Raw genomic sequence first — 23,901 nt, 5'->3', positions numbered from 1 at the left:
GCCCTTCCTCGCTTCCGTTCACGGTGCCGCGACTACGGTCGCAGCACCGTGAACGTGTTTTTGATCCGCTCGTACCGGGCGTTCGCCGCCCCCGCCACCTGCGGCTGGTACCAGGTGCCGATCTGGTACGAGCGTTCTTCCTGGTCGAAGCCGAGGAGTTCGGCGTGCCAGCGGCGGCCGTCGAGGGTGAACAGGTACTCCCAGACGACCGCGGGGCGGCCCCGGAACGTCGTGCGGTCCAGGCGGATCTTCACGTAGTCCTGGCCCTGGTGGGCGTCGCGCTCGGACTTCTGCCAGGTCGCGAGCAGGTCGTCCTTGGCGAGCGCGGACTGGGTGACCAGTTCCTGGGTGCCGTCGGGGGCCGTGTAGTGCACCTCGGACGCCGTCTTCACCGCCCGCTTCCAGCCCCGCGGCGGCACCCACGCGTAGCCGACCTCGCGGATCGAGCCCGGGGGCAGGGTCTGGGCCGTGGGCGGGCGCGAGGTGCCCTCGACGGTGGGCGGGCGCGTGGTCGTCGTGGGGCTCGCACCGCCCGCCTGCGCGCCTCCCCCGCCGTTGTCGCCGGACAGCGTGAGCGCGAGCGCCGCCGCGACGCCCGCGGCCAGCGCCACGGCGAGGGCGATCAGCAGGCCACGGCGCCGGGGTCCGCGGCGCGTGGGCGACGGCGGGCCGGGCAGGTCCTCGCCGGGCACCGGTTTCGCGCACTCGGTCGGGGCCTCCCGCGCGAAGCCCCCCGGCCGCGCGGGGGCCGGTTCCGGGGGCGGCGGCAGGGCCGGGCGGCGCAGGCCGATGTCCAGGGTGGGGGTGCCCGGGCGGGCCGCCGGGACCTGCGGCGCGAGCGCGTTCACGACCTCGTCGAGACCGGGGCGGTCCTGCGGCTCCTTCGCCAGCAGACGGGTCAGCAGCGGTGTCAGCCGGCCCGCGTCGGGCGGCAGCCGGGGCTCCTCGTACAGGACGGCGTGCAGCGTCGCGAGGGTGGTGTCCCGGCTGAACGGGGAGCTGCCGCCGAGCGCCGCGCAGAGCGTCGCCCCGAGCGACCACAGATCCGAGGGCGGGCCCTGCGGCCTGCCCGAGATGCGCTCCGGCGCCATGTAGTCGGGCGAGCCGATGAGCATGCCGACCATGGTGAGCGCCTCGGTGTCCTGGATGGCGGCGATCCCGAAGTCGGTGAGCATGACGCGGCGCCTGCCCACCCGTTCGAGCAGGACGTTGCCCGGTTTGATGTCGCGGTGAAGGACGCCGCCCGCGTGCACCTCGCGCAGGGCCTCGGCCAGGCTTCGGCCGATCCCCGCGACGTCGTCCACGCCGAGCGGCCCGTCCTCGACGAGGGTCTGCTCCAGGGAGCGGCTGTCGATCAGCTCCATGACGATCCACAGCCGCTCGCCCTCGTCCACGACGTCGTACACGCGCACCACGCCCGGGTGGTCGATCCGGGCGGTGGCGCGGGCCTCGCGCAGGGTGCGCTCGCGGCGGGTGCGGGCGTCCTCGGGGTCGAGGCCGTCGATGCGCATCTCCTTCACGGCGACGGGCCGGTCCAGCATCTCGTCGGCCGCACGCCACACACGCCCCATGCCCCCCTGGCCTATGTGTTCGTCCAAGCGGTAGCGCCCAGCCACCACCAATCCACGGACGCCTCCCCTTGCATTTCCTGACTGCCCTGGCAATCGACTGCACCCCCGAAACACAGAGAAACACAAAATCGATACATCACGCCGTCCCAGCATAGTGGGGAGAAATCTTGTGGTACCTCTTCAAGTACTGCGAATTCGGACGCAGTTGCAGGCGTCACGGGGGAAACAGAAACACCAAGGGGGACGAACATGAGTTCAATTGCGCGCGCACGGCGGCGGACCGCCACGGCCGGGTCGCTGCTGACCGCGGCCGTCGCGGCGGCGCTGGTCCTGCCCGTCACCGCGGTCGCGGACGACGCACCAGGTGGGGGCAGCAGCGAGGGGGGCAAGGTCATGGGCAAGGCGCCCGACGGCGTCGAGCCGACCACCGCGCTGCCGAAGAAGATCACGGTCGACAACGCGACGGGAAAGACCAAGGATCTCGTCGCGACCGTCAGCAACAAGGGCACGAAGGACAGCGGGAAGATTTCTTTGCTGATCGTCGGATTCGACGGCCTCGCCGTGAAAGATGTACCCGGCTGCACACCTATTCCGGAGAACAAGCTGCCGAAGGGCTCGAACAGCGGATTCACCTGCCCGGTGTCGAATCTCGGGGCCGGTAAATCGAAAACGTTCAAGGTCGCCGCGACCTTCGATCTGGCGAAGACCGGGAAGATCTGCCTACCGGTGCAGAGCGGGGACGCCAAGACGACGTTCTGGCAGCAGGGGCCGGTGCCGTTCGGCACGACCAGCCCCTCGCCGAACGCGCCGGTGACACCGCTGCTGCTCAACACAGAGAACAAACCGGCCACCCCGGCCGGTGACAAGAACGGCGGCACGGGCGGGGACAAGGCCGGCGACAAGGGCGGCGGCAAGGGCGAGCTGCCCTCGACGGGCCCCGCCGACCGGGTGCTGCCGCTCGGCGCGGTGGGCGCGGCGCTGCTCGCGGCGGGCGGGGCGGGCCTGTGGTGGACCCGGCGCCGTCCGTCGGAGGCGTCCTCGCCGACCCGCTGAGACCGGAGGGGGGGACGACCCGCCGAAAACCTGACGGAATCTGTCAGGTCAAGGGCGCAGAGTGCGGGACATGACGACGACCGATGACCCGCGCTCCGCGCGCACCCTCCGCCCGGCGGACCCCGGCTACGACGACGAGCGCGCCGGTTTCCAGACCGGTTTCACCCAGCACCCCGACGTGATCCACGCGGCGTCCTGCCCCGACGACGTGGTGGCCGCCGTGGCGTACGCCGCGCGGGCCGGGCTGCCGGTGGGCGTCCAGGCCACCGGCCACGGGCTGCCGGACGGCTCCACGGGCGGGGTGCTCGTCACGACACGGCGGATGGACGACGTCCGCGTCGACGCCGCGGCCCGCACCGTGCGCGTCGGCGCGGGCGCCACCTGGGGCGCCGTGGTGCGCGCCGCGGCTCCGCACGGACTCGCCCCGCTGAACGGCTCGGCGCCGGGCGTCGGCGCGGTCGGCTACACGCTGGGCGGCGGACTCGGCATCCTGGCCCGGGAGTTCGGCTACACCGCCGATCATGTGCGCTCCCTGGACGTGGTGACCGCCGACGCCGTCCTGCGCCACGTCACGGCCGACAACGACCCCGAGCTGTTCTGGGCGCTGCTGGGCGGCGGCGCGGGACTCGGCGCGGTGACGTCCCTGGAGGTCGGCCTGGTGCCGGTGGCCCGGCTGTACGGGGGGTCGCTCGCCTACGACGGGCGGGTCACGGACGTGGCGGACGCCGTGCGCGCCTACACGGCCTGGGCAGCGACCGTCCCGGAGACCCTGACCTCGTCGCTCGCCGCGCTGGTCTATCCGGACTCCCCCGCGATGCCGCCGCACCTGCGCGGGCGGTACGTGATCTCCGTACGGATCGCGTGCACCGAACCGGCAGCCGAGGGCGAGCGGCTGGTCGCTCCGCTGCGGGCCGCGCTCGGGGTGCCCGTCACGGACACGGTGCGCGAGATGCCGTACGGCGACAGCCACACCATCCACGCCGATCCGGACTTCCCGCACCCCTACTACGGGGACAGCGCGGTCCTGGACCGTGCGGACGCGGAGGGGCTCGGCGAGCTGTTCCGGCTCTCGGGTCCGGCCGCCGACGGCATGCACGTCGTCCAGCTCAACCAGCTCGGCGGCGCGCTGTCGCGGCCCGCGCCGAACGCGGTGCCGTACCGGTCGGCGGGCTGGCTGGTGCGCATCCTGTCACCGCTGGGCGAGGGCGGCAGGGACGCGGCGCGGGCCCATCACGCGCGGGCGTTCGCGGCCGTCGCCGGCCGTACGGTGGGCCGCTCGCTGAACTTCTCGTTCGGCGGCGGCGACCGTACGGACGGACTCCACGACCCGCGGACGCGGAAGAGGCTCGCCGCTGTGAAGGCCGCGTACGACCCGGCGAACCTCTTCCGGAAGAGCTGAGGAACCGCTGCCGCTACTTGTCGGCGAGCTTCCAGGCGGCGGGCAGCGCGCCCATGGCGAGGACGGCCTTGAGCACGTCGCCGATCAGGAACGGGGTCAGGCCCGCGGCGAGCGCGGCACTCAGGCCCATGCCGGTGGACAGCGCCAGGTACGGGACGCCGACCGCGTAGACGATGGCCTCGCCGATCAGGAAGGCGCGGGCGGTGCGCCACACCGAGCGGTCGTCACCGCGGCGGGCGAGTGCGCCGACGGCGGTGGCGGCCAGCATCAGGCCGATGACGTAGCCGAACGAGGCGGTCGCCCAGCCCGAGCCGCCCTCCGCGAACCACGGCATGCCGGCCATGCCCGCGAGCGCGTACAGCGCGAGCGAGAGGAAGCCGCGGCGGGCGCCGAGCGCGGTGCCGACGAGCAGCGCGGCGAAGGTCTGCCCGGTGACCGGCACCGGCGAGCCCGGGACGGGGATCGCGATCTGCGCGGCGATGCCGGTGAGGACGGCGCCGCCGACGACCAGCGCCGCACTCCTCGCGACAACGGCGGACCTGGTGCGGGAGGCGGGGAGGAGGTCGGCCAGGACCTTGCCCGGGCGGGCGACTGCGGCGGCGGTGCTCATGGGGACTCCGCGAGGTTCGTGGGTGGGCAGGGGTGGGACGTCGTGACGCTATCCCAGGAGGGTTCTGCCGATCACGGTCACCGGTCGACAAAGGCTTGAGCACCGCGTTGGTGGGCTCCGTACAAAGAACCGCATGTACACCACATACGGGGTGACGCTCGTCACTGGGAGGGGTCCGTTTTGCGTGGGAGGGCGCCCGAAAGCGAGACTGTAGGTTCCCGCCAAAGCTCAGATCGGCTGAACCCCCATGCACGACGACGCACCGCCCGAACCGCTCGCCGGGGGCCTCAAGCAGCGCCACCTCACCATGCTCGGCCTGGGCGGTGTCATCGGCGCCGGGCTCTTCGTCGGCTCGGGCGCCGGGATCCAGGTCGCGGGCCCCGGCATCGTCCTCTCGTATCTGATCGCGGGCGCCATCGCGATGTGCGTGATGCGGATGCTCGGCGAGATGTCGGCGGCGATGCCCGCGTCCGGCTCGTTCTCGGTGCACGCCGAGCGGGCGCTCGGCCGGTGGGCCGGGTTCAGCGCCGGCTGGCTGTACTGGTTCCTGCTCGTGGTGGTGCTCGCCGTGGAGGCGACGGGCGCCGCGCAGATCGCCAACGGCTGGGTGCCGGGCGTTCCCCAGTGGGCCTGGGTCCTGCTGTTCATGCTGGTGTTCACCGCGGCGAACCTGACGGCGGTGAAGAACTTCGGCGAGTTCGAGTTCTGGTTCGCGACGCTCAAGGTCGTGGCGATCGTCGCGTTCCTGGTGCTCGGCACCCTCGCGATCTTCGGTCTGCTCCCCGACACCGACCCCGTCGGCCTGACCCATCTCACCGGCGACGGCGGCTTCCTGCCGAACGGCTGGCAGGGCGTGGTCTCCGGCGTGCTCGCGGTGGTCTTCGCGTTCGGCGGTCTGGAGGTCGTCACCATCGCGGCGGCCGAGTCCGAGGACCCGGTGCGCTCGGTGGCGCGGGCGGTGCGCAGCGCGGTGTTCCGGATCCTGTTCTTCTACGTCGGTTCGATGCTGGTCATCGTCACGGTGCTGCCCTGGACCGACCAGAAGGCGGGCATCAGCCCGTACGTCACCGTCCTGGACTCGATCGGCATCCCGTCGGCCGGCCAGATCATGAACATCGTCGTCTTCGTGGCGCTGCTGTCCGCGCTCAACGCCAATCTCTACGGCTCGTCCCGCATGGTCTTCTCGCTGGCCGAGCGCGCGGAGGCGCCCCGGGCGCTGCTGCGGGTGAGCGGGGGCGGGGTGCCCCGGCGGGCCGTGCTCGCGTCGGTGGCGTTCGGCTTCGTGTCGGTGCTCCTCAATCTGGAGTGGCCGGACACCGTCTTCCTCTACATGCTCAACTCGGTCGGCGCGGTGCTGCTGTTCGTGTGGGCGCTGATCGCGCTGTCCCAGTTGCGGCTGCGGCGCCGGATCGAGCGGGAGGCGCCCGAGCGTCTCGTGCTGCGGATGTGGGCGTTCCCGTGGCTGACCTGGGCGGCGCTCGCCGCGATGGCGGCGGTCTTCGTGCTGATGCTGACCGACGACACGGCCCGTCCGCAGCTGCTGTGGTCGACGGGGGCGACGCTCGTGGTGCTCGGCGTCGCGGGTGTGCGGGAGCTGCGCGCACGGCGTGCCTGACCGTTCACGGTACGTCGACACCGGCGTCGCCGAGTGTGAGCATCGTGTCCGTATTCCGGAAACGTCTTCCCTGTGAGCGGATCACACGCTCAGACTGTGGCGGCTTTACGCGCTCATTACATCGGCGCACCCGCACCCCGTCTCAGCTAATGAACAGGGCAATTCCATGTCTCGGACGTCCACGCAGTCGTCGGCCGACGCGCAACCGTCGGCCGGCCGCCCCGACCAGCCGGTGGACACCTCGTCGCTCTCGCCCGGCCTGAAGCAGCGCCACCTCTCCATGATCGCGCTCGGTGGCGTGATCGGCGCGGGGCTCTTCGTGGGCTCCGGCACCGCGATCGCCGCGGCCGGCCCGTCGATCGTCCTCGCCTACGCGATATCGGGCGCCCTCGTCATGCTCGTGATGCGCATGCTGGGCGAGATGGCGGCGGCGTACCCGGCGTCCGGCTCGTTCTCCGTGCACTCCGAGCGGGCCATCGGTCCGTGGGCCGGGTTCACGGCGGGCTGGGCGTTCTGGTTCCTGCTGTGCGTGGCGGTCGGCCTGGAGGGCATCGGCGCGGCGCAGATCGCGCACAGCTGGGTCCCGGGCGTGCCGGAGTGGCTCTGGGTCGCCCTGTTCATGCTCGTGTTCACCGGCACCAACGTCTCGGCCGTGAAGAACTTCGGCGAGTTCGAGTTCTGGTTCGCGACGCTGAAGGTCGTGGCGATCGTCGCGTTCCTGGTCATCGGCGTCCTGGCGCTCTTCGGCCTGCTCGGCAACGACGCGCCGGGCACCGAGAACCTCACCGGCCACGGCGGCTTCATGCCCAACGGCACCGAGGGCCTCATCGCCGGACTGCTCGCGTCGGTCTTCGCGTACGGCGGTCTGGAGACCGTCACCATCGCCGCGGCCGAGTCCGAGCACCCGGTGCAGGGCGTGGCGAAGGCCGTGCGGACGGCGATGTGGCGCATCGCGCTCTTCTACGTCGGCTCGATGGCCGTGGTCGTCGCGCTGATCCCCTGGTCGGACAAGGCGCTGGTGGACCCGGACAAGGGGTCCTACGTCGCCACCCTGGAGCACCTGGACCTGCCGGCCGCCGGCGTCATCATGAAGATCGTGGTCTTCGTCGCGCTGCTCTCGGCGATGAACGCCAACATCTACGGCGCCTCGCGCATGGCCGGTTCGCTGGTCGCGCGCGGTCAGGGCCCCAAGGTCATCGGCAGGATCCACGGCGGCGTCCCGCGCATCGCCGTGCTGCTGTCCGCGGTGTTCGGCTTCGTCTGCGTGCTGCTCAGCTACTGGCGCCCCGACGACATCTTCCAGTGGCTGCTGAAGACGATCGGCGCCATCATCCTCGTCGTCTGGTTCTTCATCGCCGTGTCCCAGCTGATCCTGCGGCGCCGGCTGGAGCGCGAGGCGCCGGAGCGGCTCGTGGTGAAGATGTGGGCCTACCCGTATCTGACCTGGGTGGCCCTCGCGGGCATGGCCGTCGTCTTCGTCCTGATGGCCCGCGAGGAGGGCACCCGCGAGCAGCTCTACTACGCGGGCGGACTCACCGTGATCCTCGCGGTCGTCGGGTACGCGCGCCAGAAGCTGGCCGAGCGGAAGTAACCCCCTCCCCACGTACCTCCTGAAGGACCCCCGGACCACTCGGCCCGGGGGTCCTTCTCGTTGCGCGTGGCACTGTTGCTGCTAGCCTGCACTTGCGAATAACTTGCAATAAGCAGTCGGAGGGCACGGTTAGACATGGCCACGTACACGCTTCCTGAACTTCCGTACGACTACGCGGCACTTGAGCCGGTCATCAACCCGCAGATCATCGAGCTGCACCACGACAAGCACCACGCGGCGTACGTGAAGGGCGCGAACGACACCCTGGAGCAGCTGGCGGAGGCCCGGGACAAGGAGCAGTGGGGCTCCCTCAACGGGCTGGAGAAGAACCTGGCCTTCCATCTCTCCGGCCACATCCTGCACAGCATCTACTGGCACAACATGACCGGTGACGGCGGCGGTGAGCCGCTGGCCGCCGACGGCGTGGGCGACCTCGCGGACGCGATCACCGAGTCGTTCGGCTCGTTCGCCGGGTTCAAGGCGCAGCTGACGAAGGCCGCCGCGACGACGCAGGGTTCCGGCTGGGGCGTTCTCGCGTACGAGCCGGTGAGCGGGCGGCTGATCGTGGAGCAGATCTACGACCACCAGGGCAACGTGGGACAGGGCTCGACCCCGATCCTCGTCTTCGACGCCTGGGAGCACGCCTTCTACCTGCAGTACAAGAACCAGAAGGTCGACTTCATCGAGGCCATGTGGGCCGTCGTCAACTGGCAGGACGTCGCCAAGCGTTACGCGGCCGCCAAGGAGCGCGCCTACAACCTGCTGCTGGTCCCCTGAGCCCCGGCTCCCCCGAACGCCCCGCCTCGTGATCGTCTTCTCAACCTTCACGCGGGTCGGCGGCTGAAAAGGACAGACCCCGCGAGGACGTGACTCGCGGGGTCTGTCGGTATGCGGGGTTCCGGGGAACTCTGACTTTTATGCCGATGTACAAGAACTGCGTCAACTGCAAAGGCCCTTTGCAGCCCTTCCGCCACACCGTCGAGGCCGAGCAGATCTACCTGATCAAGGAGAAGGAGCTGAGTCCGGCGGAGGCGAACGGCTTCTGGCGCTGCCAGGGCATGGACGGCGCGTGCCGCAGGGTGCAGCACCATCTCAATCAGAGCGAGGGATACACCCTCCCCGAGGAATTGGCCTGACTCAGTCGAAGACCGGGCCCTGCGTGCGCGTGCGCTTGATCTCGTAGAAGCCGGGGACCGACGCCACGAGCAGGGTGCCGTCCCAGAGCTTGGCGGCCTCCTCGCCCTTGGGGGCCGGGGTGACGACCGGGCCGAAGAAGGCGATCTGCTCGCCGTCGGCGCCCGGCACCGCGATGACCGGGGTGCCGACGTCCTGGCCGACCTTGTCGATGCCCTCCTTGTGGGAGGCGCGCAGCTCGGGCTCGTACTTCGTGCCGTCCCAGTGGTCGAGGAGCGAGGCGGGCAGGCCGACCTCCTCCAGGGCACCGGCGACGGCCTCCTTCGTGGGGCCCTCGCCGCGGTTGTGGATCCGGGTGCCGAGCGCGGTGTACAGGGCGCCGAGCACCTCGGGGCCGTGCTCCTCCTGCGCGGCGATGACGACCCGGACCGGGCCCCAGGCCTTGGTCGCGAGCATCTCGCGGTACTCCTCGGGCAGCTCGTCGAGCCGGTTCTCGTTCAGGACCGCGAGGCTCATCAGGTGCCAGCGGACCTCGATGTCGCGGACCTTCTCGACCTCCAGGACCCAGCGCGAGGTCATCCAGGCCCAGGGGCACAGGGGGTCGAACCAGAAGTCGACGGGGGTCTTCTCAGCCGTGGTGGACATGGCTCTCCTCAGATGTCACCGGGGTGGTCTCGCCTGCGGCAACGCGACGGCCGCCGCCCTCATTCCCGTGCGAGGATCGGAGGAGTCAGACAGTTCCGACGAGTCCCGCACAGTCCCACGAGGACGCCGCACCGTACGAAGGAGTACCGCCCGTGCCCGGAGAGAATCTGTCCCGCGACGAGGCCCGCGAGCGGGCGGGTCTGCTGTCCGTCGACGGGTACGAGGTCGCGCTCGATCTGCGCTCGGCGGTCGGCGACGCCCCGGCCGACGGGCCGCGCACCTTCCGGTCCGTGACCACGCTCCGGTTCCGGGCGAACGAGGCGGGGGCGGGCACCTTCGTCGACCTGATCGCGCCGTCGGTGACGGCCGTGACGCTGAACGGCGAGGACCTGGACCCGGCGGCCGTGTTCGACGGCAGCCGCATCCACCTGGAGGGCCTGGCGGAGGACAACGAACTGGTCGTCGACGCCCGGTGCGCGTACTCGCGCACCGGCGAGGGCATGCACCGCTTCGTCGACCCCGAGGACGGCGAGGTCTACCTCTACACGCAGTACGAGCCCGCCGACGCGCGCCGCGTCTTCGCCAACTTCGAGCAGCCGGACCTGAAAGCGCCCTACCGGTTCTCCGTGCAGGCCCCGCAGGGCTGGACGGCCTGGTCCAACGGCGCGGGTGAACTCGTCGACGGCGTCTGGCAGTTCGCGGAGACCAAGCCGATCTCGACGTACATCACGACGGTCGTGGCCGGCCCGTACCACTATGTGACGGACTCCTACGAGCGTGCCCTGGACGACGGCTCGAAGCTCGTCATCCCGCTGGGCGCCATGTGCCGCAAGGGGCTCGCGCCGTACTTCGACGCCGACGACGTCTTCGAGATCACCAAGCAGGGCCTCGACTTCTTCCACGACAACTTCGACTACCCGTACCCCTTCGGCAAGTACGACCAGGCGTTCGTGCCCGAGTACAACCTCGGCGCGATGGAGAACCCGGGCATCGTCACCTTCCGCGAGGAGTACATCTTCCGCGGGAAGGTCACGACCGCGTCGTACGAGCGGCGTGCGAACGTGATCCTGCACGAGATGGCCCACATGTGGTTCGGCGACCTCGTCACCATGCAGTGGTGGGACGACCTGTGGCTGAAGGAGTCCTTCGCGGACTTCATGGGGTCGTTCTCGATGGTGGAGGCGACGCGCTTCACCAACGGCTGGATCACCTTCGCCAACAACCGCAAGGCCTGGGCCTACCGCGCCGACCAGCTGCCGAGCACCCACCCGGTCACGGCCGACATCCGTGACCTGGAGGACGCGAAGCTCAACTTCGACGGCATCACGTACGCGAAGGGCGCGAGCGTGCTGAAGCAGCTCGTCGCGTACGTCGGACGGGACGCGTTCCTGGAGGGCGCGCGCCGCTACTTCAAGCGGCACGCGTACGGGAACACGCGCCTGGGCGATCTGCTGTCCGTCCTGGAGGAGACCAGCGGGCGCGACATGGCGTCCTGGTCCCGGTCCTGGCTGCAGACCGCGGGCGTCAACTCGCTGACCCCGCAGGTGATCCTGAACGGCGAGGGCCGGATCACCGAGCTGGCCGTGGTGCAGGAGGCCGCCGAGTCCCACCCGGAGCTGCGCCCGCACCGGGTCGCCATCGGCCTCTACCGGCGTACGGCGCAGGGCGCCCTGGAGCGGTACGCGCGCGCCGAGGCCGACGTGGACGGGCCGCGCACCGTGATCGGCGAGCTGGCCGGCGCCGAGGCGCCCGAGCTGGTGCTGGTCAACGACGACGACCTCACCTACTGCAAGATCCGGTTCGACGAGCAGTCGCTGGCGACGCTGCGCGAGCGGCTCGGCGACATCACCGACCCGCTGGCCCGCGCGCTGTGCTGGTCCGCGCTGTGGAACCTGACGCGGGACGCGCTCATGCCGGCCCGCGACTTCATCGGCCTCGTGCTGCGGTTCGCCGGGCGCGAGTCGGACATCGGCGTGCTGCAGATGCTGCACGCGTGGGCGCGCGGCGCGCTGGTGCACTACGTGGCCCCCGGATGGCGCGAGGAGGGCGGGCGGCTGCTCGCCGAAGGCGCCCTGAAGGAGCTGCGGCTCGCCGAGCCGGGCAGCCAGCACCAGCTGACGTGGGCCCGCTTCTTCGCGTCGGTCGCGTCGAGCGACGCCGATCTGCAGCTGCTGAGCGGCCTGCTCGCGGGCAGCGCCCGGATCGACGGCCTGGAGGTCGACCAGGAGCTGCGCTGGGCGTTCCTGGAGACGCTCACGACGCAGGGCGTCGCCGACGAGGCCGCGCTCGCCGCGGAGCTGGCCCGGGACGACACCGCGTCCGGCAAGCGGCACCAGGTGCGCTGCCTGGCGTCCCGCCCGTCGGCGGCGGTCAAGGCGCAGGGCTGGGCGCAGGTCGTGGAGTCGGACGCGCTGAGCAACGCGCTGGTGGAGGCGACCATCGCCGGGTTCCAGCAGTCGTCGCAGCGCGAACTCACCGCGCCGTACGCCGAGAAGTACTTCGCGGCGATCGAGCGGGTCTGGGCCGACCGGTCGATCCAGATCGGCATGGACGTGGTGCGGGGGCTCTTCCCCGACCTCCAGGACTCGCCGGAGACGCTGGCGGCCACGGACGCCTGGCTGACCGCCCACGAGGACGCGGCGCCGGCGCTGCGCCGCCTGGTGCTGGAGTCCCGCGACGATCTGGACCGGGCGCTGCGGGCGCAGGCGTGCGACGGGGCGGCCGACGGCCGGCCGACGGCACTGTCGTAGGGGTCGTGGGGCGGGCGCCCGTAAAAGCGCTCGCCCCACGCACATGGTCCGTGCCTATGATGCGCGCGATGACGAACTTCTCCTTGTACGGATTGGGGGACTCGTTCGCGCAAGGTGAGTGCTGATGGCACCCCACCTCGTGAACGGGATTCCGACCCGCCTGTCGATGTGGCAGCGCGTACGTGCGTACGCCGTGCCACCGTCCATGATCGAGACCTGCACCGCGCGGCGTGCCGCCGGTGACTGGGCCGGGGCCTGCGCCGCCGCCCGGGTCGACGTCGATCTCGATCTGCGCGCCGTGCGCCGTCGCCACGGCCTCGAACTCACCCGACGCCTGCGGGCCGATCTGCGCTGCCTCGCACCGGATCTGCTGCGCTGGCACCTGCCCCGGATCGCCCCCGACGGGCGGCTGCGGCCCGCGCTGACCGTCGCCCTCGCCCGGTACGGGCCGCTCCGCCTCGTCGTGCGGACGCCGCCGTCCCGGGCGGACGGCGGGCAGCGGCTGTCCCTCGCCCTGTGGGAGGGGCCCGGGACCGGCCCGGTCCGCCCGCATCCCCATCCGTATCCCGCACGGCGGTTCCGGTTCGATCTGCACCGGCACCTGTGGGACGCCGGGCGCGCTCCCGACCTCGCGGTACGCGCCGAAGCCGGGTGGGCCGCGGAGGCGGAGCTGCTGCTCCGCGCCGAACAGGGCTCCCCGCGTGGGGCGTTCACCGTGCGGCGCGGGGCGCGCGGGCACGAGGTCCTCGAACTCCTCGCCCCGGACGACAGCCATGCCCCGGTCTGCCGGCCGGTGCGCGAGGCGCTGCCCGCGCAGGTCGTCGCGGCGCTTCCGGTGCTGCCGGAGGCGGCGGCGCGGCCGTTGCCGGATCTCGAACTGCTCCGGGCCGGGCTCGTCTCCGTCGACCGGCTGCATCCGCTGGTCGGAGCGGCGCTGCGGGATGCCGGTGGCGCCGGTGGTGTTCCCGATGCCGGTGATCCCGGTGATCCGCATCGGGTGGAGTGCCGGGGTGAGGTGCACCGGATCGCGTTGCGGGACGGGGTGCTGTCGGCCGTCGACCACGATCCGGACCAACTGCGCCGCGAGGAGCTGCTGGTGGCGCTCGGCGGGCCCGGGCTTCCGTGCCTGCGGGCCATCGACGCGGTGCACCGCAGCCCCGAGGCGCTGCCGGCCGTGCGGGAGCGGTTGCTGCACGGGGACGGGGGCGGGGCGATCCGTGTCGTCGAGGGGCTGCTCGGGGCCGGGGCCGTTCTGCGGGACGGGGCCCTCCGGGACGAGCTGGAGTCGGCTGCCGGTCGCCTCGTCGACTCCGGCCTCTTCCGGGCCGGCCTCGATTCCCCGCGCTCCCGGGTCGTTCCTCGTCCGCGGCCCGGTGGCCGCTTCTCGCGCAGTTCCCCGCGCCCCTGAAACGAGCTCCGCTCGTCCAGGCGGCGCGGGGACCTGCGCGACCGGCCACACCACTCTTCCCACCCCTACTCCACCCCAGGTGATGCCCCATGACGAACACCAGCCAACTCTCCCTCGCCGAAACCCTGTTGAGCCTGCTCCGGGCCACGGAGTCCGAGCCGCGACCCGACGAACAGCTCGAAGCGCTCACCCTCGCCGTCGCCGCCGACCTCCCGGTCCTGCTGTGGGGCGAACCCGGCATCGGCAAGACGGCGGTGCTCACCCGGCTCGCCGAGTCGCTCGGTCTCCCGCTGACCACGGTGATCGCCAGCGTCCACGAACCGTCCGACTTCTCCGGCCTGCCGATCGTGGGCGACGACCCCGCCGGGCAGGGCGTACCGATGGCGCCACCGCAGTGGGCGGTGGAACTGGTCCGCGCCGGGCACGGCCTGCTCTTCCTCGACGAACTGTCCACCGCCACCCCGGCCGTCCAGGCGGCCCTGCTCCGCGTCGTCCTGGAACGCAGGGTCGGCGCCCTCCAACTCCCGCCCGGGGTACGAATCGTGGCGGCGGCCAACCCGCGCGCGTCGGCCGCCGACGGCTGGGAGCTGAGCCCGCCGCTGGCCAACCGCTTCGTGCACCTGCAATGGGTGCACGACCGGGAGGTGGTGGTGCGCGGGCTCGGCGGGGTCTGGCCGCGCGCCGAACTGCCGCGCCTGGAGCCCGAGGCGCTGGCCCCGGCGGTGGCGTACGCGCGGCGCGCGGTGTGCGGGTTCCTGGAGGCGAGGCCCACGCTGATCCACCGGCTGCCGAGCAGCGAGACGCGGCGCGGCGGCGCCTGGCCCTCGCCGCGCAGCTGGGAGACCGCGCTGACCCTGCTGGCCTTCGGGACCGCCGCGTCCGTCTCCCGCGACGTCCTGGCGCTGCTGGTGCGCGGCGCCGTGGGTGACGGCCCCGGCCTCGAACTCCTCGCCCACCTGGACCGGATGGACCTGCCCGACCCCGAGTCCCTGCTGGCCGACCCGCCCACCGCCGCCCTCCCCGAACGCGGCGACCTGCGCCAGGCCGCCCTGGAAGCGGTGATCGCCGCGGTCGGCGCCCGCCCCGAACGTGCCCGCTGGGAGGCGGCCTGGGCCGTCCTGGTCCGCGCCCTGGAGACCGGCGCCCCAGACCTGCTGGTCGCCCCGGCGACGGCGCTGGCCGCGCTGCGCCGCGACGACTGGGAGGTGCCGCACACCGTGGAACGGCTGGCCGGGGTCGTCGGGATCTCCGAGCGCGCCGAGCGGTCGGTCGCCAGGACCGTGGGCGGCGTCGCCACGGCCGTACGCCGATGAGCGCCCCCGCACGGCACCCGGTGCCGCACCCGATGCCCCGGCCCACGCCGCCCCGCCCGCTGACGCAGCCGCCGAAGGACCGTCGGGCGCGCCCCGAACTGCCTCTCGACCTCGACAAGTTGCTGGCCGCCCGGCTGCACGCGGTGAAGGTCCGCCCGTATCTGGCCGCCGCGCTCTTCGCCCTGCACGTGGTGGAGGACCCGTCGGTGCCGACGATGGCCGTGGACGCGTACTGGCGCTGTTACGTCTCCCCCGGCTTCGTGGACCGCACGCCCGTCGAGGATCTGGCGGGCGTCTGGGTGCACGAGGTGTCGCACCTGCTCCGCGACCACCACGGCCGGGGCGAGCGGTACGCCCGCACGCACGGCGAGCACGGTCCCGGCGAGCGGCTGCGGCGCAACATCGCCGCCGACTTCGAGATCAACGACGACATCTACGGCGACGGGCTGAAGCAGCCCGTGGGTGTCGTGCTGCCCTCGATGCTCCGGCTCGACGACGGGCTGCTGATGGAGGAGTACCTGCGGACCGCGTCGATGGCCGACCTCGGCCCCGAACTGGCCTGGCTGGACTGCGGCAGCGGCGCCGACGGGCACGCCCGGCCGTGGGAGCTGGGGCCCGAGGGGGCGAACGGGCTGACCCGGCAGCAGCGGGACGCGGTGCGGTTCCGGGTCGCGGAGGGGATCAAGGGCCGGCCGGGTTCGGCGCCGGACGGCTGGCGGCGGTGGGCGGACGAGGCGTTCCACGCGCCGCAGCCCTGGCGGCAGTTGCTGGGGGCGGCGGTGCGGTCGGCGGCGGGGGCGCCCGGCACCGGGGAGAACCACAGCTACCGGCGGCCCTCGCGCCGCTCGGCGAGCCTGCCGGGTGTCGTGCTGCCGAGCCTGCGGCGCAATCCGCCCCGGGTGTGCGTGGTGATCGACACCTCGGGGTCGGTGAGCGATGCCGAGCTGGGCGCGGCCCTGCTGGAGGTCGCGGCGATCGCGCGGGCCGTGGGCGGGCGGCGCGATCTGGTGTCGGTGATCTCCTGCGACGCGGCGGCAGGAGTGGCCGTGCCGCTGTGCCGGGCGGAGAGCCTGGAACTGGTCGGGGGCGGGGGGACCGATCTGCGGTCCGGGTTCGCGCGGGCGCTGCGGGGGCGGCACCCGCCGGATGTGATCGTCGCCTTGACGGACGGTCAGACCCCCTGGCCGTCCGGGCGGCCTCCGTGCCGGGTGGTGGTCGGGCTGTTTCCCCGGGGCGCCGGGTACGTCGACGAGGACGATCCGGAGTTCGTGCCGGACTCGCCGCCGAAGTGGGCCCGGGTCGTCGAGATCGGGTGAGGCGGGGCCGGGAGATTGCTTCAGGCTACGAGTGTTACGGAATGCGGTCATCCGGGGGCGTGACCTCCCGTGCGGCCTGGGGTTTTCGGCAGATGGGGAGCCAGGCTTTAGGACGGGCTTGTCCGGTTTTGCCGACAGGGCTGTAACAGCGGTTAGCGGGGGCGGTGCCGATGGGCACAACCACCTCATGAACCACAACACCCCCCTTTCCCCCCGCCCCCTGCGCCACCTCGTCTCGGCCCAGCGGCGCGTCCTGAGCGGCGCCCAGTTGAAGGCGCACGGGGTCTCCGCCTCCGCCGCGCAGGAGCAGTGCCGGGCGGGCGGGCCCTGGCAGCAGGTGCTGCCGGGGGTGTTCCTGCTGCACGCCGGGCCGCCGACCGGCGAAGAGCGGCTGCACGCGGTGCTGTTGTACGCGGGGCGGACCGCGCAGCGGCGCGCCGCCGCCGTGCCCGTGCAGCCGGCCGCGGGCGACCCGCACGCGGTGCCCGGCGCGCCCTCCACCCCGTATGCCGACGTCCTGGTCACCGGGCTGGCGGCGCTGGCCCTGCACGGTTTCTCGGCCGCTCCCCCGCTGCTCTCCCTCGACCACGTCGACGTGCTCGTCCCGCGCACCCGGCGGCTGCGGTCGACCGACTTCGCGCGTCTCGTCCGCTCGCCGGGGCTGCCGGTGCCCGTCCTGCTCGACGGGGTTCCGGTGGCGCCGGTGCCGCGGGCGCTCGCGGACGCCGTGGCGCAGCTCTCCGACGCGGAGGAGGTGCGCCGGCTGCTCACCGAGGCGGTGCGCGGCGGCCACTGCGACCCGGCGTCCGTCGTACGGGAGTTGACCGCGGCCCGGCTGCTGACCCGGCCGCACGTGGTGGCCGCCGTGGACTCGCTGCTCGCCGAGGGGCGGGCGATCGCCGAGGACCGGCTGTACGCGATGGTCCGCGACGGCGGCCTGGAGGACCCGGTGTGGAACGTCGACCTGCGGCTGCCGGGCGGCCCGCACCTGGGCGGTGTGGACGCCTACTGGCCGGACCACGCGGTCGCCGTCGAACTGGACACGCGGGCGCCCCGGGCGGGCCTCGGCGGGGACGACGACCCGCTGTTCAGCCAGTACGTCCGCAAGCGCGAGCACCTGGAGCGGCTGGGGATCACGGTCGTGCACATCACGCCGAGGAAGCTGCGCGAGTCGATCGAGCAGCAGGCCGCCGTCGTCCGGACCGCGCTGATGGCGTCCGGCGACCGGGACCCGGCGGCGCATGTCGTGGTGCTGCCCCGGTAGTGACGGACCGGGCGGCACCAGGAGGGGAGCGAAGGGGCGGGGCCGCGCGAGGGTCCCGTCCCTTCGCACGTCCTCACTTGCGCAGCACCAGCTCCGTGTTGCGGTCGCCCGCGGTGCCGGACAGGGTCGCACGGGATCCCGGCGCGTTGAAGGCGAGTTCGCGGTAGAGGGCGGCCAGGCCGGTCTGGCTCAGGTCGGTGAAGTCGGTGCGGTGCGGCGCCGAGGACTCGATGAGCGTGGTGAACAGCGAGAGCGTGCCGTCGTGGTTGTCGGTGATCTCGATGATGCGGGCCAGCTGCGGGAAGTCGACGTGGGAGGCGGTGGAGATCTCCCAGAAGCCGTGCGAGCCGCCGGTGCCCTTGTGCGGGGTGATGGCGTTCTTGTGGCTGTGGCCGTTGACCCAGGCGAGGACCGGGCGGTGGGCGGCCAGCAGCGCGGCGAGTTCGTCGCCGCCGTGCCGCCGCTCGCCGGGCCTGCCGGGGTCCGCGTTGAGGTTGCGCATGGTCCTGCTGGTGTGGTGGGAGAAGACGACGACGTGGTCGCCGTTCCGCTCGGCGTCCTTCAACCGGGCGGTGAGCCACTTGAGTTGGGTGGTGCCCAGCGAGCCCTCGTAGTGGCCGCCGGGGTCGGTCGAGTCGAGGCTGATGCCGACGACGTCGTCCGAGACGCGGAAGGTGTAGTACTGGGTCTTCGCCGCGAGGTTGGCCTGGGTGTAGCCGTGGCCGACGGGACCGGGTCCGGTGCGGGCCGGGTCGAGGTGGGCGGCGACGTACTCGGCGGGGGTGAAGGGGGCGCGGGACTCGTCCGGGGTGACCGGGCGCATGTGCCGGGCCTGTGCGCGGAGCAGCTCCTCGAACGCGGTGCCGCGCGGGTCGCCGCCCCGCTTCACGTTGTCCCAGATCGCCTTGCCCTGGGCGGCCGGGAGGTCCATCAGCTTGCGGCCGCCGACGGCGAGTTCGGCGAAGTAGGAGTCGCCGGGGGCGTAGCAGCCGCCGGGCAGCGCGTCGTGGTTGCCGACGGTGGAGTACCAGGGCAGGTTCAGGCCGGGGCTGCGCAGTTCGGAGATCGCGGCGGCCAGGAAGCCGTCGAGGCGCGGGAAGTGGTGGTCCCGCTTGTCGGTGTCGCGCAGTGCGGAGTCGGGGTGCCAGTAGAGCGGGATGCCGCTGTCCTGGACTCCCTCGTAGTGGCGCGGGTCGCCGGTGTTGGGGGTGATGCGGCCGCCGCTCATCGCCGTGAGGAACCAGTCGAGTTCGCAGCGGGCGTTGTTGTCGGTGTTGTCGCCGGTCGTCATCACGAAGTGCAGCGGCGCCGCGGTGACGGGCGCGCCGCGCAGGGCGTTGACCCGCTCGACGAGCGACACCGCGCCCGCTACGGACAGCGCCTCCTGCGGACGCCAGGCGCTCGACGTCTGGGAGCGCAGGTACTCGTAGCGCAGCGGGTGCTGGACGTCGACCAGGTGCAGGTCGGTGAACTGGACGAAGGCGGCGAGCGCGGTGCGGCGGGCGGCGCGGCCGGAGCGGGCGGCCCGCAGGTCGGAGCGGACCACGCGCGGCCAGGCCGGGCCGTCGCCCAGGCGCCGGTAGCCGGAGCCGTGCCCGGTGGCGACCGAGGCGAGGGTGGTGCCGCGGGTGTACGGGACGCGGGCCGCCGCGGACGCGGGAGCCTCGCGGGTCAGCGCTTGCGCGGGTACGGGACGGGCGGCGGACTCGTGCCCGCCGGGGCCGATGAGGTGGCCGACGCCGGCGATCGCCGCCGTCCCGGTGAGCGCGCCGGTCGCGGCCAGCACGGCACGGCGGTCGATGTCTGCGGCGGCCTTGGTGACAGAGCGTGTGCGCGGCATGGCGCGGTCTCCCCGAGTGCGAACGCGTCGACAGTGGCGGCCGGGCCGCGCTGCTGCGCACTGCCCGTCCGTACTGGATGGTTGGCATCGGGGATGACCTGCGCGTGAACGGGGACGCAACGCGCAGCGCCGATCACCGTACGTGGATCACCGGGGCCTGCGCCGGGGCGCGCGTCAGGTCCGTGTTGTCATGCACGGGAGGGCGACAGGCTCGCTCGCGGTCACTCTGTGTTCACTTCGCGGGGAAGGGCGGGCCCCGCGCCGGGCTTCGGGGCCAGATGTCCGTCGGTCGGGCGTTCGCGCCACAGGGCGAGGCCGACGTCGACGAGTTCGACCCGGGGCAGGTCGGGGACGGCCGCCAGGTCGTGCCAGGCGGCCATGTCGGTGGAGCCGTTCTCCTCGTGCCGCAGGGCGCCGCCGGTGATCGCGCCCTCGTAGACCAGGCGCAGCCCGTGGAAGTCGGCGATCTTGCCCAGCTTGCGGGGGTAGCGGCGCAGCACCGAGTGGACGCCCAGGAGGGTGCCGGGCGTGAGGGTGTAGCCCGTCTCCTCGTCGACCTCGCGGATCACCGTGTCGTACGGGTCCTCGCCGTGGTCCATGCCGCCGCCGGGCAGTGTCCAGCGCCGGCTGCCGTCGCCCGCGACCCAGCGCGCGAGGAGCACCTGTCCGTCCCGCACGCACACCGCGTACGCGGCCACCCTCAGCTCTTTGTGCATTCCCGAACGCTAGAGGCATCCGGGCCGATGCGCAGGGGGATGGGCGGGTTTCGCCCGGTGCCGGGGGCCGGGCTCTACGCCCGTAGCGGGGACAGGTGAACCACGAGATCTTCAAAAGCGTTCAAGGGACTGGACAATTACGTCCGGATGGCGGGGGTTTGGCCGCGATGACGTATGGCGGAATGCCGCCATGGCCACCCCCCGTCTCGGGCAACTCTCCCCAAACCGTGGTCACTTACGTAAAGCTGAGCGGTCATCCGGCACCGAAATCCGGAGTCGTTCCGATCATCTCGATCGTCCGTCTTCACCTTTACGTAGCAGGGATGCTGATGACCCTCGATCCCCAGCGCGCACCGATATCCGGTGCGAGACGCGCGGCCAGGCTCGCCGCCGCCGCGGGCCTGGTGGCCGCGCTCACCGCGGCCGGGCAGATACCCATGGCCGTCGCGGCGGGTGCGGACTCCGCGCCGCCCGCCGACCCCGCCGTCAAGTCCGCCAGTGACAAACTCGGCTCGCAGGACGCCCAACTGCTCGCCGCCGCCCAGGCGGACGGCGACAAGAACGTGACCGTCATGGTCGCCACCGCCCCCGGGAAGACCGAGGCCGTGGCCGAGCAGTTCGACTCCGTCAAGGGCGGCTCCGTCGGCCGCACCTACGACAAGCTCGGCTACGTCCGGGCGACGCTGCCCACCGGCAGGGCCGAGGCCGCCATCAAGGCCGCCGAGAAGCTCGACTCCGTGCTCGGCATCGACCTGCGCCAGGAGATCGCGCTCGACGACCCGACGCCGTCCGCCGACACCGCCAAGGGCGCGTCGCGGCACTCCAGCGGCTCGTACAGCGGCCCGGGGAAGAACACCCCCGCCAAGAACCCGTACAACCCGTCCTTCGAGACGGGCGCCGTCGACTTCGTGAAGGACAACCCGAAGGCCGACGGACGCGGTGTCACCATCGGCATCCTCGACTCCGGTGTCGACCTCGGCCACCCGGCGCTGCAGAAGACCACCACCGGCGAGCGCAAGATCGTCGACTGGGTCACCGCCACCGACCCGATAGTGGACGGCGACGCGACCTGGCGGCCGATGGTCACCCAGGTCTCCGGCCCGACGTTCACGTACGGCGGCCGCACCTGGAAGGCGAAGGCCGGTTCGTACGGCGTCTCCACCTTCTCGGAGGCGGCGACCACCGGCGGCGACGCCAAGGGCGACGCGAACCGGGACGGCGACACCACCGACAAGTGGGGCGTGCTCTACGACGCCGCCGCGGGCACGGTGACCGTCGACCTGAACGACAACGGCGACTTCACCGACGACACCCCGATGAAGCCGTACAAGGACGGGTACCAGATCGGCTACTTCGGCAAGGACGACCCGTCCACCGATGTCGTCGAGCGCCAGCCGTTCGTCGTGGAGATCCGCAAGGACGTCCCGATGGACCCCTACGGCGGTGACTGGGTCGGCCAGAAGCGCGACTTCGTCAACATCGGCGTGATCGAGTCCGAGCACGGCACGCACGTCGCCGGCATCACCTCGGCCAACTCGCTGTTCGGCAACAAGAACATGAACGGTGCCGCGCCCGGCGCGAAGATCGTCTCGTCGCGTGCCTGCACGTGGTCCGGCGGCTGCACCAACGTCGCGCTCACCGAGGGCATGATCGACCTCGTCGCCAACCGCGGCGTCGACATCGTCAACATGTCGATCGGCGGTCTGCCGGCGCTGAACGACGGCAACAACGCGCGCTCGCTGCTCTACACGCGCCTCATCGACACCTACGGCGTGCAGCTGGTGATCTCGGCGGGCAACTCCGGCCCCGGCGCGAACACCATCGGCGACCCGGGCCTGGCCGACAAGGTCGTCTCGGTCGGCGCCTCGATCTCCAAGGAGACCTGGGCCTCCAACTACGGCTCCCAGGTGCAGAAGTCGTACGCGATGATGCCGTTCTCCTCGCGCGGCCCGCGTGAGGACGGCGGCTTCACGCCGACGATCACCGCGCCCGGCGCCTCGATCAACACCACCCAGACCTGGCTGCCCGGTTCGCCGGTCGCCGAGGCGGGCTACTCGCTGCCGGCCGGCTACTCGATGCTCCAGGGCACCTCGATGGCCTCGCCGCAGGCCGCGGGCGCGAGCGCGCTGCTGCTCAGCGCCGCCAAGCAGAAGCACATCGGTCTGGCCCCGGCGGACCTGCGCACCGCGCTGACCTCCACCGCGGACCACATCAAGGGCGAGCAGGCGTACGCCGAGGGCTCCGGCCTCATCGACATCGAGGACGCCTGGAAGTCGATCCGCCGCGGGGCGAGCGCGCACACGTACACCGTGAAGGCGCCCGTCGACACCGCGATCGACTACGCGCTGGCGACGCCGGGCTTCGGCACCGGCATCTACGACCGCGAGGGCGGTCTGAAGGCCAAGCAGAAGAAGACCTACGACGTCACGGTCACCCGTACGTCCGGGTCGGCCAAGCCGGTCCGGCACAAGCTGTCGCTGAAGAACAACTCCGGCGGCACCTTCGACATCGTCGGCTCCAGCTCCGTGTGGCTGCCGCTGAACCAGCCGGTCACCGTGAAGGTGCAGGCCAGGCCGGGCTCGGCCGGGCTGCACAGCGCGATCCTCCAGGTGGACGACCCGCGCACCGAGGGTGTGGACCAGCAGATCCTGGCGACCGTCGTCGTCTCGACGCCGGTGGCCAAGCCGTCGTACACCTTCAGCGCCAAGGGCTCGGTGCAGCGCAACAGCACCACGTCGTACTTCCTGACGGTCCCCGAGGGCGCCAAGTCGCTCCAGGTGCGCATGAGCGGGCTGAAGGACAAGAGCCAGACCCGGTTCATCTCCATCCACCCGTACGGTGTCCCGGTCGACGACACGTCGACGCCGAGCTGCTACCCGAACTACGGCGACGGATCGGGCAACGGCTGCCGCCCCGACCTGCGTTCGTACGCGGACCCGCAGGCCGGTGTCTGGGAGGTCGAGGTCGAGGCGCGCCGTACGTCGCCGCTGCTCGACAACCCGTACCAGCTCGACGTCTCCCTGCTCGGCGCCGCGTTCGACCCGGCCGTGCAGACGGTGGCCGAGGCGAAGGTCGGTACCCCGGCCGACGTGTCGTGGAAGGTCACGAACAACTTCGCGGCCATCAACGGCGGCAAGCTCCAGGGCGGTGCGCTCGGCTCCTCGAAGTCGGACCGGCCCACCATCGCCGACGGCGCCACGCAGACCTCCGAGGTCGTCGTGCCCGAGGGCGCGGACAAGCTGACGGTCGCCATCGGCAACGTCTCCGACAAGTCCGCCGACCTGGACCTGACGGTCTACGACGCGAACGGCACCGAGGTCGGGAAGTCCGCGGACGGCGACTCCGAGGAGGCGGTGACGATCAGCAAGCCGGCCGCCGGCACGTACACGGTGGAGGTCGCCGGGTACTCGGTGCCCGCGGGGACGACCGAGTACGACTACTCGGACGTCTTCTTCTCGTCGGCCCTCGGCACGGTCACGGTGGACGACTCGAAGCCGGTCACGCTGGCCAACGGCGCGTCCACCACGGTGTCCGCGAAGGTCACGGCGGCCGCCCCGGCTCCGGAGGGACGTGAGTTCTTCGGACAGGTGCAGCTCCTGAACGAGCGCGGTGTCGTCACCGGCACCGGCAGCGTGAAGATCGAGAAGGTCACCCCGTAGCCCTGCGGTGATCCACG

Annotated in this window: 17 protein-coding genes; 12 read left to right on the top strand and 5 right to left on the bottom strand. The window is 72.1% G+C overall.

Annotation, left to right across the window (positions count from 1 at the left end; translation table 11 throughout):
- Nucleotides 1–32 precede the first annotated feature (32 nt).
- On the bottom strand, nucleotides 33–1,724 hold the full coding sequence (locus ABT127_RS03180) for a serine/threonine-protein kinase (protein ID WP_351444182.1): 1,692 nt from the start codon (nucleotides 1,722–1,724) through the stop codon (nucleotides 33–35).
- Between the two features lie 96 nt (nucleotides 1,725–1,820).
- Between ABT127_RS03180 and ABT127_RS03175 the strand changes: the two genes are divergently transcribed.
- Nucleotides 1,821–2,624 carry an LPXTG cell wall anchor domain-containing protein gene (locus ABT127_RS03175; protein ID WP_351444181.1) on the top strand — a complete coding sequence of 268 codons (804 nt, stop codon included), beginning with the start codon at nucleotides 1,821–1,823 and terminating at the stop codon, nucleotides 2,622–2,624.
- 70 nt (nucleotides 2,625–2,694) lie between these two features.
- On the top strand, nucleotides 2,695–4,023 hold the full coding sequence (locus ABT127_RS03170; protein ID WP_351444180.1) for an FAD-binding oxidoreductase: 1,329 nt from the start codon (nucleotides 2,695–2,697) through the stop codon (nucleotides 4,021–4,023).
- Between the two features lie 13 nt (nucleotides 4,024–4,036).
- Here the strand turns inward: ABT127_RS03170 and ABT127_RS03165 are convergent, their stop codons facing one another.
- The gene (locus tag ABT127_RS03165) at nucleotides 4,037–4,633 is read right to left on the bottom strand and encodes a biotin transporter BioY (protein ID WP_351444179.1); all 597 of its coding nucleotides are present in this window, start codon (nucleotides 4,631–4,633) and stop codon (nucleotides 4,037–4,039) included.
- A 247-nt stretch (nucleotides 4,634–4,880) separates the two neighbouring features.
- Here ABT127_RS03165 and ABT127_RS03160 point away from each other — a divergent pair, with 247 nt between their 5' ends.
- The 4 genes from ABT127_RS03160 to ABT127_RS03145 all read left to right on the top strand — a co-directional run bounded on the left by ABT127_RS03160 (nucleotide 4,881) and on the right by ABT127_RS03145 (nucleotide 8,975).
- Nucleotides 4,881–6,248: an amino acid permease gene (locus ABT127_RS03160; RefSeq protein WP_351444177.1), complete on the top strand. Its 1,368-nt coding sequence runs from the start codon at nucleotides 4,881–4,883 to the stop codon at nucleotides 6,246–6,248.
- A gap of 166 nt (nucleotides 6,249–6,414) precedes the next feature.
- A complete protein-coding gene (locus tag ABT127_RS03155; RefSeq protein WP_351444176.1) occupies nucleotides 6,415–7,839 on the top strand; it encodes an amino acid permease in 1,425 nt (474 codons plus the stop codon).
- 135 nt (nucleotides 7,840–7,974) lie between these two features.
- On the top strand, nucleotides 7,975–8,616 hold the full coding sequence (locus ABT127_RS03150; RefSeq protein WP_351444175.1) for a superoxide dismutase: 642 nt from the start codon (nucleotides 7,975–7,977) through the stop codon (nucleotides 8,614–8,616).
- Nucleotides 8,617–8,756: 140 nt separating this feature from the next.
- Entirely contained in the window at nucleotides 8,757–8,975 is a 219-nt protein-coding gene (locus tag ABT127_RS03145; RefSeq protein ID WP_351444174.1) for a hypothetical protein, read from the top strand.
- A gap of 1 nt (nucleotide 8,976) precedes the next feature.
- On the opposite strand, the gene ABT127_RS03140 is transcribed toward ABT127_RS03145, so the two are convergent.
- The gene (locus tag ABT127_RS03140; protein ID WP_351444173.1) at nucleotides 8,977–9,618 is read right to left on the bottom strand and encodes a mycothiol-dependent nitroreductase Rv2466c family protein; all 642 of its coding nucleotides are present in this window, start codon (nucleotides 9,616–9,618) and stop codon (nucleotides 8,977–8,979) included.
- Nucleotides 9,619–9,770: 152 nt separating this feature from the next.
- On the opposite strand from ABT127_RS03140, the gene pepN reads away from it, so the two are divergent.
- The 5 genes from pepN (at nucleotide 9,771) to ABT127_RS03115 (ending at nucleotide 17,669) form a co-directional block, all read left to right on the top strand.
- Nucleotides 9,771–12,368 (top strand): aminopeptidase N, encoded by a 2,598-nt coding sequence (gene pepN / locus ABT127_RS03135; RefSeq protein WP_351444172.1) that lies wholly within the window; start codon nucleotides 9,771–9,773, stop codon nucleotides 12,366–12,368.
- Between the two features lie 124 nt (nucleotides 12,369–12,492).
- On the top strand, nucleotides 12,493–13,776 hold the full coding sequence (locus tag ABT127_RS03130; protein ID WP_351444171.1) for a hypothetical protein: 1,284 nt from the start codon (nucleotides 12,493–12,495) through the stop codon (nucleotides 13,774–13,776).
- Nucleotides 13,777–13,865: 89 nt separating this feature from the next.
- Complete coding sequence (locus ABT127_RS03125) at nucleotides 13,866–15,089, top strand: AAA family ATPase (RefSeq protein WP_351444170.1); 1,224 nt, start codon at nucleotides 13,866–13,868, stop codon at nucleotides 15,087–15,089.
- Entirely contained in the window at nucleotides 15,086–16,405 is a 1,320-nt protein-coding gene (locus ABT127_RS03120; RefSeq protein ID WP_351444169.1) for a vWA domain-containing protein, read from the top strand. Before ABT127_RS03125 ends, ABT127_RS03120 begins: the two co-directional genes overlap by 4 nt.
- Before the next feature lie 187 nt (nucleotides 16,406–16,592).
- A complete protein-coding gene (locus tag ABT127_RS03115) occupies nucleotides 16,593–17,669 on the top strand; it encodes a hypothetical protein (RefSeq protein ID WP_351444168.1) in 1,077 nt (358 codons plus the stop codon).
- Nucleotides 17,670–17,742: 73 nt separating this feature from the next.
- Here the strand turns inward: ABT127_RS03115 and ABT127_RS03110 are convergent, their stop codons facing one another.
- Together ABT127_RS03110 and ABT127_RS03105 are read right to left on the bottom strand one after the other, a co-directional pair.
- Nucleotides 17,743–19,509 carry a TIGR03767 family metallophosphoesterase gene (locus tag ABT127_RS03110; protein WP_351444167.1) on the bottom strand — a complete coding sequence of 589 codons (1,767 nt, stop codon included), beginning with the start codon at nucleotides 19,507–19,509 and terminating at the stop codon, nucleotides 17,743–17,745.
- A 221-nt stretch (nucleotides 19,510–19,730) separates the two neighbouring features.
- Nucleotides 19,731–20,225, bottom strand: coding sequence for an NUDIX hydrolase (locus ABT127_RS03105; protein ID WP_351444166.1), 495 nt, complete (start codon nucleotides 20,223–20,225; stop codon nucleotides 19,731–19,733).
- A gap of 329 nt (nucleotides 20,226–20,554) precedes the next feature.
- On the opposite strand from ABT127_RS03105, the gene ABT127_RS03100 reads away from it, so the two are divergent.
- A complete protein-coding gene (locus tag ABT127_RS03100) occupies nucleotides 20,555–23,884 on the top strand; it encodes a S8 family serine peptidase (RefSeq protein ID WP_351444165.1) in 3,330 nt (1,109 codons plus the stop codon).
- The last annotated feature ends 17 nt before the right edge of the window (nucleotides 23,885–23,901 follow it).

Source organism: Streptomyces sp. NPDC001904 (assembly GCF_040297005.1).
In the GTDB taxonomy this organism is placed as follows: domain Bacteria; phylum Actinomycetota; class Actinomycetes; order Streptomycetales; family Streptomycetaceae; genus Streptomyces.
The sequence above is the reverse complement of the archived record's forward strand: the minus strand, read 5'-3'. Positions and strand labels throughout refer to the sequence as shown.